Raw genomic sequence first — 12,152 nt, 5'->3', positions numbered from 1 at the left:
GTACGGATCCCGGCTCTGCGCTTCGCTTCGGCCGGACGACATCCGCTCGCGCAGGAACGCAGCGATCTCAGAGCCAAACCCGGTTCGCCGCGCCGGCTTCCGAAGCTTCCTCGAGGCCTCGCGACACCGGCATCAGATCTGCGGCATGCCTGCGTGCGAAACACGGCTTGCAACGAAGCAGCCAGCCTGTTAAACGTTTTTCTGCAAAACGTTTAACAGGCTTTCCATGGACAATGGACGCGTCACGATCCGGGATGTCGCCGCTCGCGCGGGAGTGTCCACCGCGACCGTCTCGAACGTGTTCAGCGGCAACAAGCCGGTAAATGCCGATCTGCGCGAGCGCGTCCTGAAAGCCGCCGACGAGCTGGCCTACCAGGTCGATCGGGCCGCCTCGCAATTGCGCTCGGGCCAGGCTCGCGTCGTCGGCGTGCTCGTCCCGGATCTCGACGACGTCTTCTTCACCTCGCTGGTCTCACAGCTCGAACTGCTCGCCCAGAAGGACGGCTACGACATCCTCGTCGCGAGCTCGCGCGACGATCTGGGGCTGGAGCAATCACGGCTGCGCACCCTCCTGGCCTGGCGCCCGTCCGGGCTGATCGCGGTGCCCTGCTCCGACGCGGTGCCCGGTGCCCTGCGCGGTGAGATCGGCCGCCTGCCGATCGTCTTTGCCGACCGCGTGCCGCCCGAGGGTTCAGTGGTCGACACCGTCGCGATCGACAATCGCGAGGCCGGCGAGATCGCCGCAAGGCATCTTCTCGCCAAGGGCCATCGCGATATTCTCGTCGCCGCTTCCAGCCTCGCAATCTCGCCGATCCGCGAACGCGTGCGCGGCGCCTGCGAACTGATCCGCGGCACGCTGGAGCGCGAGCCGACCGTGATCGAGCTCGGCTCCAATGCCGATCGCGGCGCGGCAGCCTTCCGGCACTGGCTCGAAAGACACAAGCAGCCGAGCGCCGTCATCGCGCTGACCAATGTCACCACGCTGAGCACGCTCTCGGCGCTGGGGCGGATGCGGATGGATATCCCCGAGGCCGTCTCGGTCGTCGGCTTCGACGACTATCCCTGGATGAGCGCCCGCAGGACCGGCCTGACCGCGATCCGCCAGCCCCTTGCCGAAATCGCGGAAGCGGCCTGGAGCCGCCTGCGGGCCCGCATGTCGGGGAACCCGTCGCCGCCGACCCATTCCGTGCTGCAGGCGAGCCTGCAGGCCCGCGATTCCGTGCGCGACCTGGCCATCGCGGCGGAGCGCGCCAACAGTCTCGACCCGCATCTCGATCAGGAAAGGCCGGCTGCCTCGCCCAAGGCAGTGCACTGACGAAGACAGCCTGCGGACGCCCAGGCGTCCGAGCCGCCGGGCCGATAGAGCCCGGAGCATGAGAAATTCTGGAGGCAACGCGTGCGACCTCGACGATCGAAACGATTATTGTCTCTGCTTGCGCCGGTGCATCTGCTCCTCCCGAGCATGATCTTGCCGTCGTGGCTCCATGCCGTCTGGCTGAGCCTGAACACGCCTGGCTCCGGCCAGGCGCTGCGCTTCGTCGGCTTGCAGAACCGCTGGCGGGTCCTCGCCAATCCCGGTTTCCACGGCGCGCCCTGGCCGCCGAACCGCATCGCCGCCTGAGATGGCAGGTCATTTCATCGGCATCGATGTCGGCACCGGCAGCGCCCGGGCCGGCATCTTCGACCGGGCCGGGCGGATGCTCGCGACGGCGAGGCGCGATATCGCGCTCTATCGCGATGGGTCGGATATCGCCGAGCAGTCGAGCGCGGATATCTGGCGGGCCGTCTGCGCCAGCGTCCGCGAGGCGGTGGTTGGTGCCGGACTGCATCCCGACGACATCGCCGGACTCGGCTTCGACGCGACCTGCTCGCTGGTCGTGCTCGGGCCGGGCGGCGAGCCCCTCCCCGTCGGCCCGCATGGCGATGCCGGCCGCGACATCATCGTCTGGATGGACCATCGCGCGCTCGACCAGACGGAGCGCATCAACGCGACCGGGCATCCCGTCCTGGCCTATGTCGGCGGCACGATCTCGCCGGAGATGGAGACGCCGAAGCTGCTCTGGCTTCGGGAGAACCTGCCGGCGAGCTATGATGCCGCCTGGCAGTTCTTCGACCTGCCGGATTTCCTGACCTGGCGCGCCACCGGCTCGCTGGCGCGCTCGACCTGCACGGTCACCTGCAAATGGACCTATCTCGCCCATGAAGGGCGCTGGGATGCGAGCTATTTCCGGCAGATCGGCCTTGGCGATCTCGCCGATGACGGTTTCGCCCGCATCGGCACGGAGATCGTTCCGGGCGGCACGGCCCTCGGCAACGGGCTCACCGAACAGGCCGCAGCCGAGCTCGGCCTGAAGCCCGGAACCGCCGTCGCCGCCGGGCTGATCGACGCCCATGCCGGCGGCGTCGGCTCGGTCGGCGTGCGCTCGCCGCACGGGACGGCGCTGACCCGCATGGCCTATGTCTTCGGCACCTCGGCCTGCACCATGGCGAGCAGTGTCGAGCCGATCTTCATTCCCGGCATCTGGGGACCTTATTTCTCGGCGATGGCGCCGGGCCTCTGGCTGAGCGAAGGCGGGCAATCCGGCGCCGGTGCGGCCATCGAGCAATTGATCGGCTTCCACCCGGCAGCGCCCGAGGCACAGCGCCTTGCCGAGGCAGAGGGGCTCTCGCTGCCGGACTGGCTCGCGGCGCAGGCAGGCCGGCATGCCGCCTCGCCTTCGGAGGCGGCCCGTCTCGCCGGCGAGATCATCGTCGTGCCGGATTTCCTCGGCAACCGCTCGCCCAATGCCGATCCGCAGGCGCGCGCCGTGATCGCCGGGCTCGGCATGGAACGCGATCTCGACCATCTCGTCGCGCTTTATGTCGCCGGCCTCACCGGCATCGGCTACGGCCTGCGCCAGATCATCGAAGCCAGCCGTGCCAAGGGCGCGATCATCGAGGCGATCGTGCTCAGCGGCGGCGCCGGTCGCCATCCCCTGATCCGGCAACTGCTGGCGGACTGCTCCGGGCTGCCGCTGCTGGCGCCCGACGAGGTCGACCCTGTCCTGCTCGGCTCGGCCATGCTCGCGGCGACGGCCGCGAAAGCCTTTCCCGACCTCGGCGAGGCCATGACCGGGATGGCGCCGGGTGCGGCTGTCTTCGCGCCGGCCGGCGGCGACATCGCCGGCCTGCATGCCCGGCGCCTCGTCGCTATCGAAACGCTCCAGGCGGCCGGCCGCACAGCCCGCGAGCTCATGCGGCCCGCGCGCCATCAAGCTCTCTCGGAGACCCCGACGTGAACCAGGACCTGACCGGAAAGACCGCCGCGATCACCGGCGCAGCCTCGGGGATCGGCCTCGCCTGCGCCAAGCGCCTGCTCGCGGCCGGGGCGCGCGTCGTGCTCGTCGATCGCGACGGCGAGGCTCTGGCTCGGGCCTGCGCTCCGCTCAGCGCCAAGGCCGTCCCGCTCGTCATTGATCTGTCGGATGCCGCTTCCGTGGCGGGCATGCTGCCCGCAATCCTCGACAAGGCCGATGCGCTCGACATCTTCCATGCCAATGCCGGTTCCTATGTCGGCGGCCCTGTCAGCGAAGGCGATCCCGATGCCTGGGACCGGATGCTGAACCTCAATATCAACGCAGTCTTCCGCAGCATCCATGCGGTGCTGCCGCATATGATCGAACGCAAGACCGGTGACATCCTCGTCACCAGTTCGGTCGCAGGTGTCGTCCCCGTGGTGTGGGAGCCCGTCTACACCGCCTCGAAACATGCGGTACAGGCTTTCGTCCACACGCTGCGCCGGCAGGTCATCCCGCATGGCCTGCGCGTCGGCGCCGTCTTGCCCGGCCCGGTGGTGACCGCGCTGATCGCCGACTGGCCGCAAGAGAAGCTCGACGCCGAACGCGCCCGCGGCGGCCTGATCGAAGCCGAAGAGGTGGCGGAGGCCGTGCATTTCATGCTGACGCGCCCGCGCAACGTCACGATCCGCGATCTCGTCATCCTGCCGCAGAGCACGGATATCTAGCCGGCAACGGTCTCCGGCGGCAACGAGGTAAACGAACGCTTAAAATACAATTGTGTCATCAAACATTCATTTGTATGGTCCAAGGCAAAGCCGCTGCCCGGCGTTCGCGCCGGGATGAGACGGTCGCCCGATGAAGTGGCGAATTCCGGAGGGGACATGCAGCGTATCGTGCAGATTTCCGACACGCATCTGAGTCCGACCAAGCGGCATTTCGCCGATAACTGGGCGCCATTGACGGACTGGCTCGCCGCGCAGGCGCCCGACCTCGTCATCCATACCGGCGACGTCACGGTCGACGGCGCGGACGTGGACGAGGACATGCGCCATTGCCGCGCCCTGCTCGACACGCTGGGCGCGCCGGTGCTCAGCATCCCCGGCAATCACGACGTCGGCGAGGCCTATCATCCGCATCAGCCGGTGAACGAGGCCCGGCTCGGACGCTGGCGCCAGCATCTGGGCGAGGATTTCTGGATCCGCGACATCGAGGACTGGCGATTGATCGGCCTCAACGCGATGCTGTTCGGCAGCGACGAGGCCGAGGAAAAGCGCCAGCTCGCCTGGCTCGACCGGCAGATCGCGGAAGCGCAGGGCCGGCGTCTCGGCTGGTTCCTGCATCGCCCGCTTTTCGTCGAGGCGCCGGACGAGGGCGACATGGGCTACTGGAGCGTGCCGCCGTGGCCGCGCGCGCATCTGCTCGATCTCGTGCGGCGCCACGAGGTCGCCTTCGTCGCGAGCGGCCATCTGCACCGCGCGCATGACTTCACGGTCGCCGGCACGCGCTACATCTGGGGGCCGTCCTCCGGCTTCGTCGTCGGCCCCGAACTGCAGCCCGGCATGGCCGGCACGACCACGCTCGGCGCGGTCTCCTACGCCTTCGACGGGCGGGATTTCACGGCCGAGATCCACGAGATATCCGCGCTCAAAACCCTCTGGATCGACGACGTGATCCACGAGGTCTACCCGCCGCGCGCCGCCTGAACGCCTCCCCCGGCCGCCTGCGGGCGCCGGCAAGATACGCGCAACCAAGACACGCCCAACGAAGAGCCCGCAGGGCCGCAGAAAGGCGAACGCCATGGCCAAGGTCACATTGTCCTCGATCGCCAAATCCTTCGGCCCGACGAAGGTGCTGGGCGGCGTCGATCTCGACATCGCCGATGGCGAGTTCCTGACGCTGGTCGGCCCGTCCGGCTGCGGGAAATCGACCCTGATCCGGATCATCGCCGGGCTGGAGCATCAGGATGGCGGCAGCGTCGCAATCGGCGGCAGCGGCGTCGACCATCTGCGCCCGCATGAGCGGCGCGTCGCCATGGTGTTCCAGTCCTATGCGCTCTATCCGCATATGAGCGTCGGCGCCAACATCGCGCTGCCCCTGACGATGTCGCGGCTCAGGCTCTGGCAGCGCCTGCCGCTGCTGCGGCAGCTCTCTCCCCAGCGCCGGGCGGTCATGCGCGGCATCGAGGCGGATGTCGCGGCGGTCGCGGCGCAGCTCCAGCTCGACCATCTGCTGTCGCGCAAGCCGGCCCAGCTCTCCGGCGGCCAGCGCCAGCGCGTCGCACTCGGCCGCGCCATGGTGCGCAATCCCGACGTCTTCCTGATGGACGAACCGCTCTCGAATCTCGACGCCAAGCTGCGCGTCCATATGCGCACGGAGCTCGCCGAGCTGCACAAGCGCCTCGGCGCGACCTTCATCTACGTCACGCATGACCAGGTCGAGGCGATGACGATGTCCGACCGCGTCGCCATGATGGATTCAGGCTCCGTGCTGCAGCTCGGCACGCCCTCGCAGCTCTACGAGAAGCCGGCCTCGCTCAAGGTCGCGCAGTTCATCGGCAGCCCGGCGATCAACCTGCTGCCGGCGACGGTCGCGCATAGCGGACGCATCGAGCTCTTCGGCCGCCCGCTGGCGCTCACCGTCCCGCTCGCCGCGGGACAGGCGGTGACGCTCGGTATCCGCGCCGAGGCGCTCACTCTTGTCCAGGGCGAGGCCGGCGGCCAGGGCCGGGCCTGGTTCTCGGCCCGCCTGCGGCGCAAGGAGAATCTCGGCTCCGAATACATCCTGCATTTCGATCTCGCGGGGCGGGACGCGGCCGGCGTGACGATGCGGGCGACGCCCGCCGCAGCGGCCGGCGTGAACGAGGCCGCCGAGGTCACGCTCGGCTTCGACGAGGCGGCCGCGCATGTCTTCGCCGCCGATGGCGAACGCATCGAGCCGTGCGGGCAAGGCACCGCGACCGGCTCCGTCGTGCCGCTGAGGGCCTGAGCATGACGCTCGCCCTCACATCATCAGCCGGCTTCGCCCCCGTCACGCGCCGCAGGCTCTGGATCGAGCGCGTCACCGGGCTCGGCTTCGCGCTCCCGGCCTTCGCCCTGCTCCTGCTGACGATCCTGCTGCCGCTCGCCGTCCTGCTCTGGCTCAGTCTCACGAACTACGAGTTCGGCGGCGTCGACATGGACTGGGTCGGCCTCGCCAATTTCCAGAAGGCGCTGGCCGATCCGATCATCCGGCGCTCGCTGGTGAACACACTGCTCTATGTCGCCATCGTCGTGCCCGGCGGCGTGCTCGGCGCCCTGCTGATCGCCGTCCTGGTGCATCGGCGCAAGCGCACGCGCTCCTTCTACGAGGTCGTCTATTTCCTGCCGGTGACCTCGACGCTGATCGCGATGGCGACCGTCTGGCAATTCCTGCTCCACCCCTCGCTTGGCCCGGTCAACGGCCTGCTGAAATGGCTGGGCATCGGCCCGGTCGCCTTCCTCAGCGAGCCCTCGACGGCGCTCGCGACGCTGGCGGTGATCGGCATCTGGCAGCTCATCGGCTTCAACATGATCCTGTTCCTCGCCGGGCTGACCGCGATCCCGCGCGATCTCTACGAAGCCGCCGATATCGACGGCTGCTCCAGCGGGATCGATCGCTTCCTGACCATCACCTGGCCGCTGCTCGGGCCGACGACGATGTTCGTCCTGGTCACGACGATGATCACCGCCTTCAAGATATTCGACACGGTGGCGGTGATGACGCGCGGCGGGCCGATCGGCTCCACCGAGGTGCTGCTCTACAACATCTATCTCGAAGGCTTTCAGTATTTCCACACCGGCTATGCCGCGGCGCTGACCTTCATCTTCCTCGCTTTCATCCTCGTCTTCTCGGCCGTGCAGACCTTCGCCCTCGACAAGAAGGTGCACTACTGATGACCGATCTCGCGCTCCCCGCCGCCCAGGTCACGCCCGTCCATTCGGTGCTGCGCCGCTTCGTGACGCTGGCGCTGATCCATGGCGTGCTGATCGCCGGCGCGATCTTCATGCTGGCGCCCTTCGTGTGGATGCTGGTGACCTCGATCAAGCCGCCGGCCGAGATCTTCAGCGCCGAGATCTCGCTCTGGCCGAAGCAGTTCTACGGCCTGCAGAACTACGGCTTCGCCATGGAGAAGGCGCCGCTGCTGCGCTTCGCGCTGAACGGCGTCATCCTCTGCGGCGGCATCCTGATCGTGCAGCTCCTCGTCGCCATCCCTTGCGCCTATGCATTGGCGAAGCTCGACTTTCCCGGCCGCAATGCGCTGTTCGTGCTCGTGCTGCTCGGCCTGTGCATCCCCGTGCAGGTGCCGGCGATGCCGCTCTATATCGCGCTCGCCCAGCTCGGGCTGCTCAACACCTATTTCTCGATGATGGTGCCGTTCTTCCTCTCGGTCTTCGCCATCTTCCTGTTCCGCCAGTTCTTCCGCAGCTTTCCCGACGACATCATCAACGCCGCCCGGCTCGACGGCATGAGCGAGTTCGAGATCGTCTGGCGCATCGTCACGCCGAGCGCCTGGCCGGCGATCGCCGCCTTCTCGGTCTTCTCGGCCGTCGCGCACTGGAACGATCTCTACTGGCCGCTGATCGTCATCTCCGACGCCAAGCTCGCGCCGCCGCCGCTCGGCATGATGTTCTTCGCCGATGCCGAGACCGGATCGAATTACGGCGCGCTGACCGCCGCCGCGACCATCCTCACCGCACCGCTCGTCATCGCTTTCCTCGTCGCCCGGCGCCGGTTCATCGACGGCATCACCATGACCGGGGTGAAGTAGCCGGCGGCAGCGCCGCCCAAAGTTCAGGCCTGAAGCAACTGCAACCCGACAGCCCCGCTGTCCCTGCCAAGGAGATCACGCATGAAACCTCTCGGCAAAATTCTTGCCGCAGCGGCATTGACCCTCGCTGCCTCGACGGCCGCGAAGGCGCAGGTCACGCTCGACGTGCTCTATGCCTTCCCGGCCTTCGCCAAATTCCACGAGCCGATCGCCGCGGAATTCATGAAGAAGCACCCGGACATCAAGATCAACTTCCGGGCGCCGGCCGCGAGCTATGACGAAGGCCATCAGGCCATGCTGCGCCAGTCCGTCACCAACCAGCTGCCGGACGTCTATTATTCCGGCTTCCACCTGCTGACGGAGCTGGTCGAGACCCTCGACAAGCGCAAGCAGGTCGTCGATCTCGGCCCGCTGCTCAAGGCCGAGCCGGAAGCCTGGCGCAAGGCCAATTATTCCGACGCGCTGCTTTCGCTCGGCCAGGTCGCCGGCAAGCAGGCGGGCCTCGCCTTCAACGCCTCGACGCCGCTGATGTATCTCAATGCCGAGCTTGTGAAGAAGGCCGGCGGCAACCCCGACAAGATGCCCGACAACTGGGCCGACACGGTCGCGCTCGCCAAGAAGATCAACAGCGGCGACACGGCCGGGCTTGCCTACAACATCCATGACTGGCCGGATGACTGGCTCTGGCGCGGCATCATCCAGCAAGGCGGCCATACCCTGCTCGATGCCAGCGGCAAGAAGGTCGCCTTCGGCGGCGATGTCGGCCTGAAGGCGCTGACGACCCTGCGCTCCTTCGTCACCGAAGCCGGCATGCCGCTGATCGACTGGGATCAGTCGCGCCAGCAGTTCATCGCCGGCAAGATCGGCATCTTCTTCGACACCCCGGCCCGGCTCCGCCAGGTCACCGATCTGGTCGGCGACCGCTTCACGCTGAAGACCGCGCTCTTTCCGATCGACGACAAGGCCAAGGGCACGCTTCCGACCGGGGGCAACGCCGCGATCATCACGGCCAAGGATCCGGCCAGGCAGAAGGCCGCCTGGGAGTTCGTGAAGTTCGTCACCGGCCCCGAAGCGCAGAAGATCGTCGTCGAGACCTCGGGCTACATGCCGACCAACCTGCGGACCGGCGAGGACGCGTTCCTGGGCTCGTTCTACAAGGACAACGCCAATTTCCGGACCATCAACGGGCAGGTCAACCGCGCTTCGCCCTGGCAGGGTTATCCGGGCGGCAACTCGGTCCGCATCTGGCGCCAGCAGCGCGAGGTCGTCGCGGGCGTGATGCGCGGCGAGATCCAGCCCAAGGCCGGCATCGAGCGGATGGTGTCCGAGACCGAAGCCCTGATGAAGTGAGCGGCGGCGCTGCCGCGCTGCCTCGCCGCCCGGTTTGGACCGGGCGGCAACCCCTTTCCTCACGACGGGACGCACCCGCGATGATCATCGCCCAGCTCAGCGACTTCCATGCCCGCCCGCATGGCAATCCCGCCTATGGCATCGTCGAGACCAATGCGGCGATCGAGCGGGCCGTCGACGAGGTCCTGAAGCTGGAACCCCGGCCCGATTGCGTGCTGGTCACGGGCGACCTCTCCGATTGCGGCCTGCCGGAGGAATACGGCATCGTCCGCGCGGCGCTGCGACGCCTGCCGATGCCGGTCTACGTCATTCCCGGCAATCATGACCGCCGCGACAGCTTCTCCGGCGAGCTGCGACCCGATCACCCCTATCTGCCGCAGACGGGCTTCCTGCATTACGCGATCGACGATTTCCCGGTCAGGCTGATCGGGCTCGACACCGTCGTCGCCGGCGAGGATGGCGGCGAGATCTGCACCGCCCGCGAAACCTGGCTTGCCAAGCAGCTCGCGCAGGGAGAGGGCAAGCCGACCGTCATCTTCATGCATCACCCGCCCTTCCCAGTCGGAGTCGACGGCATGGACGTCATGCCCTGCAAGGTCTCGCCGGGTTTCGCCCGCCTGATCGCCGATCATCCCGAGATCGAGCGCGTGCTCTGCGGCCATTATCACCGGCCGATCCAGCTCCGCTTCGCCGGCACCATCGGCTATGTCGTGCCGGGCACCGCCCATCAGGTCGCCCTCGATCTCAGGCCCGGGACGGAAAACAGGTTCGTCATGGAGCCGCCGGCGCTGGCGCTCCATGTCTGGAAGCCCGGTCTCGGGATGGTCAGCCATCTCCAGCCGATCGGCGACTATGGACCGCGCCGGGATTTCGTGCTCGACCCCGCCTATCCCGGAAAGCCGCAAACGGTGCCTGCCCGATGACCGAACCCCGCCTTCTCGCCCTGCTCGACCAGGCCGACGCTCTGGCCCGCCGCGCCGGCCAGGTGCTCGTCGAGATGCAGGGTGCCGAGCTTGGCGTCACCCGCAAGGAGCTGAACGACGTGGTCACGGCGGCCGATCTTGCCTCCGAACGCCTCGTCATCGACGGCCTGCGCGCCCTGACGCCCGAGGCTGCCATCCTCTCGGAGGAGGCCGGATTCAGCGGCTCGGAGCAGGCCCCGCGCTGGATCATCGACCCGCTCGACGGCACGGTGAACTACGCCTCCGGCCTGCCCTGGTTCTCCGTCACCATGGCCTATCAGGAACAGGGCCGCACCGTGCTCGGCCTGACCCATGCGCCGCTCGCCGGGCTCTCAGCACGCTTCGCCGAGGGCGGCGTCGCGACGGTCGACGGCCGGCCGGTACGCGCTTCCGCCACGAAGCGCCTGAGCGACGCCGTCGTCTCGATCTGCCTGACCTCGCATTACAGCACCGAGGATGCGAACCGGACGAGCGCTGTCATCCGCCGCCTCGCCGGCCTGTGCCGCGGCGTCCGGGTGATCGTCTCCGGCGGGCTGGAGATGTCGCTTGTGGCGGCCGGGCGGCTCGACGCTTTCATCGGCCTCAAGGCGGATATCGTCTCCCACGCCGCGGCGATGCCATTGGTGCGGGCAGCGGGCGGCAGGGTGACGACGGTCGACGGCCAGGATTCGCGCGACGAGGACCTGGAGAAGGTCGTCAGCAACGGCCTGATCCATGAAGAGTTGCTGCAGGCGATCCGCAGCGCCTGAGGCATTGGCCGTCAGGCCGGCGCCGGGCTCTCCAGCACGGCAGCCGCCGCATCCTCGTCCGTGATCAGCACCGAGGCGAGCTTGCCCCGCAGCGTTGCCGCAATGACCTCCGCCTTGTTGGTCCCGCCGGAGGCCAGGATCACGGTCGGGATCCGGCGCAAGGCGTCCAGCGGCAGCGCGATGGCGCGGCGGTTGATCGGATGCGCGATCGCCTGGCCGCTGCGATCGATGAACTGGCCGAGCATGTCGCCGACCGCGCCCGCTTCGGCGAGCTCGACAGCGCCGACATCGCCGGGCAGCCCGTAGCGCACCAAGAGCGAACGCTCGCTCAGATCGCCGGCGCTGAGGATCGCGACATCGGTCGCCCTGATCCGGGCGAAGGCGGCCTCGAACACATCCTGCGCCAGGATGGTATCGCGCGATTGCGGGGCGCCGGCATAGATCGGCGCCGCCAGATAGTGGCATTGCGCCTGCCAGAGCCGGGCGAAATGGCTGGCGATCTCGAAGGTGTTGATCTCGATGCCATAGGTCAGCCCGCCCATCATCGAGGTCACCGCGAGATCGCGGTATTGCCCGGGGCGGATATGGCGGATGGTCTCCCTGAGGGTTCCGCCCCAGCCGACACCGAAGACGCCGGACGGCTTCTCCTCGATGATCCGCGAGACGAACTCGCCGGCGGCCTTGCCGATCTGCGCCGCGACCTGGTCGGGATCGGCGGGGCTGGGCACGACGACCGCGTCCTTCAGCCCGAACCGCGCGATCAGCGCGCGCTCGAGCCGGACGCAGCTTTCCAGGCGGGAATTGATCGTGATGTTGACGAGGCCGCTGCTGCGCGCCTCGACCAGCAGCCGGTTGACGCGCAACCGCGTCATCTTCAGCCGCTCCGCGATCTCCGCCTGGGTCAGCCCTTCCATGTAGTAGAGCCAGGCGGCTCTGACTTGCGTCTGCGGTTCCTCCGGCATGGCGGTATCCTGATGCGGTGGGCTTGCACCTGCGGCGGCGCGGCGGCATTCGGCGAGGGCTTCGA

12 protein-coding genes are annotated in these 12,152 nt (G+C 67.9%); 11 read left to right on the top strand and 1 reads right to left on the bottom strand.

What is annotated here, in order from left to right; translation table 11 throughout:
* Window positions 1-226: 226 nt before the first annotated feature.
* The 11 genes from OCUBac02_RS12655 to OCUBac02_RS12605 all read left to right on the top strand — a co-directional run bounded on the left by OCUBac02_RS12655 (window position 227) and on the right by OCUBac02_RS12605 (window position 11,125).
* On the top strand, window positions 227-1,315 hold the full coding sequence (locus OCUBac02_RS12655) for a LacI family DNA-binding transcriptional regulator (protein ID WP_173046026.1): 1,089 nt from the start codon (window positions 227-229) through the stop codon (window positions 1,313-1,315).
* Window positions 1,316-1,468: 153 nt separating this feature from the next.
* Entirely contained in the window at window positions 1,469-1,621 is a 153-nt protein-coding gene (locus tag OCUBac02_RS12650) for a hypothetical protein (protein WP_156134464.1), read from the top strand.
* Window position 1,622: 1 nt separating this feature from the next.
* A complete protein-coding gene (locus tag OCUBac02_RS12645) occupies window positions 1,623-3,278 on the top strand; it encodes an FGGY-family carbohydrate kinase (protein ID WP_173046024.1) in 1,656 nt (551 codons plus the stop codon).
* Window positions 3,275-4,003: an SDR family oxidoreductase gene (locus tag OCUBac02_RS12640; RefSeq protein ID WP_173046023.1), complete on the top strand. Its 729-nt coding sequence runs from the start codon at window positions 3,275-3,277 to the stop codon at window positions 4,001-4,003. The genes OCUBac02_RS12645 and OCUBac02_RS12640 overlap by 4 nt, the downstream gene beginning before the upstream one ends.
* 156 nt (window positions 4,004-4,159) lie before the next feature.
* The gene (locus OCUBac02_RS12635) at window positions 4,160-4,981 is read left to right on the top strand and encodes a metallophosphoesterase family protein (RefSeq protein WP_173046022.1); all 822 of its coding nucleotides are present in this window, start codon (window positions 4,160-4,162) and stop codon (window positions 4,979-4,981) included.
* A gap of 94 nt (window positions 4,982-5,075) precedes the next feature.
* Entirely contained in the window at window positions 5,076-6,263 is a 1,188-nt protein-coding gene (locus tag OCUBac02_RS12630; protein WP_173046021.1) for an ABC transporter ATP-binding protein, read from the top strand.
* A 2-nt stretch (window positions 6,264-6,265) separates the two neighbouring features.
* Window positions 6,266-7,189 carry a carbohydrate ABC transporter permease gene (locus tag OCUBac02_RS12625; protein WP_047580221.1) on the top strand — a complete coding sequence of 308 codons (924 nt, stop codon included), beginning with the start codon at window positions 6,266-6,268 and terminating at the stop codon, window positions 7,187-7,189.
* Between the two features lie 110 nt (window positions 7,190-7,299).
* The gene (locus OCUBac02_RS12620) at window positions 7,300-8,064 is read left to right on the top strand and encodes a carbohydrate ABC transporter permease (RefSeq protein ID WP_465247781.1); all 765 of its coding nucleotides are present in this window, start codon (window positions 7,300-7,302) and stop codon (window positions 8,062-8,064) included.
* A gap of 81 nt (window positions 8,065-8,145) precedes the next feature.
* On the top strand, window positions 8,146-9,414 hold the full coding sequence (locus OCUBac02_RS12615) for an ABC transporter substrate-binding protein (protein ID WP_173046019.1): 1,269 nt from the start codon (window positions 8,146-8,148) through the stop codon (window positions 9,412-9,414).
* Window positions 9,415-9,494: 80 nt separating this feature from the next.
* Window positions 9,495-10,337, top strand: a complete 843-nt coding sequence (locus tag OCUBac02_RS12610) for a phosphodiesterase (RefSeq protein WP_173046018.1) — start codon at window positions 9,495-9,497, stop codon at window positions 10,335-10,337.
* On the top strand, window positions 10,334-11,125 hold the full coding sequence (locus OCUBac02_RS12605) for an inositol monophosphatase family protein (protein ID WP_173046016.1): 792 nt from the start codon (window positions 10,334-10,336) through the stop codon (window positions 11,123-11,125). Before OCUBac02_RS12610 ends, OCUBac02_RS12605 begins: the two co-directional genes overlap by 4 nt.
* Window positions 11,126-11,136: 11 nt before the next feature.
* Here the strand turns inward: OCUBac02_RS12605 and OCUBac02_RS12600 are convergent, their stop codons facing one another.
* Window positions 11,137-12,087, bottom strand: coding sequence for a sugar-binding transcriptional regulator (locus OCUBac02_RS12600; RefSeq protein ID WP_173046014.1), 951 nt, complete (start codon window positions 12,085-12,087; stop codon window positions 11,137-11,139).
* Window positions 12,088-12,152 lie beyond the last annotated feature (65 nt).

The organism is Bosea sp. ANAM02 (genome assembly GCF_011764485.1).
GTDB lineage: Bacteria > Pseudomonadota > Alphaproteobacteria > Rhizobiales > Beijerinckiaceae > Allobosea.
The sequence above is the reverse complement of the archived record's forward strand: the minus strand, read 5'-3'. Positions and strand labels throughout refer to the sequence as shown.

What these genes read in the sequence shown, in the direction of transcription:
- OCUBac02_RS12610 (WP_173046018.1), top strand. Translation starts at nt 9,495, where the DNA reads ATGATCATCGCCCAGCTCAGCGACTTCCATGCCCGCCCGCATGGCAAT.
- OCUBac02_RS12645 (WP_173046024.1), top strand. Translation starts at nt 1,623, where the DNA reads ATGGCAGGTCATTTCATCGGCATCGATGTCGGCACCGGCAGCGCCCGG.
- OCUBac02_RS12600 (WP_173046014.1), bottom strand. Translation starts at nt 12,087, where the DNA reads ATGCCGGAGGAACCGCAGACGCAAGTCAGAGCCGCCTGGCTCTACTAC.
- OCUBac02_RS12635 (WP_173046022.1), top strand. Translation starts at nt 4,160, where the DNA reads ATGCAGCGTATCGTGCAGATTTCCGACACGCATCTGAGTCCGACCAAG.
- OCUBac02_RS12655 (WP_173046026.1), top strand. Translation starts at nt 227, where the DNA reads ATGGACAATGGACGCGTCACGATCCGGGATGTCGCCGCTCGCGCGGGA.
- OCUBac02_RS12615 (WP_173046019.1), top strand. Translation starts at nt 8,146, where the DNA reads ATGAAACCTCTCGGCAAAATTCTTGCCGCAGCGGCATTGACCCTCGCT.
- OCUBac02_RS12630 (WP_173046021.1), top strand. Translation starts at nt 5,076, where the DNA reads ATGGCCAAGGTCACATTGTCCTCGATCGCCAAATCCTTCGGCCCGACG.
- OCUBac02_RS12625 (WP_047580221.1), top strand. Translation starts at nt 6,266, where the DNA reads ATGACGCTCGCCCTCACATCATCAGCCGGCTTCGCCCCCGTCACGCGC.
- OCUBac02_RS12605 (WP_173046016.1), top strand. Translation starts at nt 10,334, where the DNA reads ATGACCGAACCCCGCCTTCTCGCCCTGCTCGACCAGGCCGACGCTCTG.
- OCUBac02_RS12620 (WP_465247781.1), top strand. Translation starts at nt 7,300, where the DNA reads ATGCTGGCGCCCTTCGTGTGGATGCTGGTGACCTCGATCAAGCCGCCG.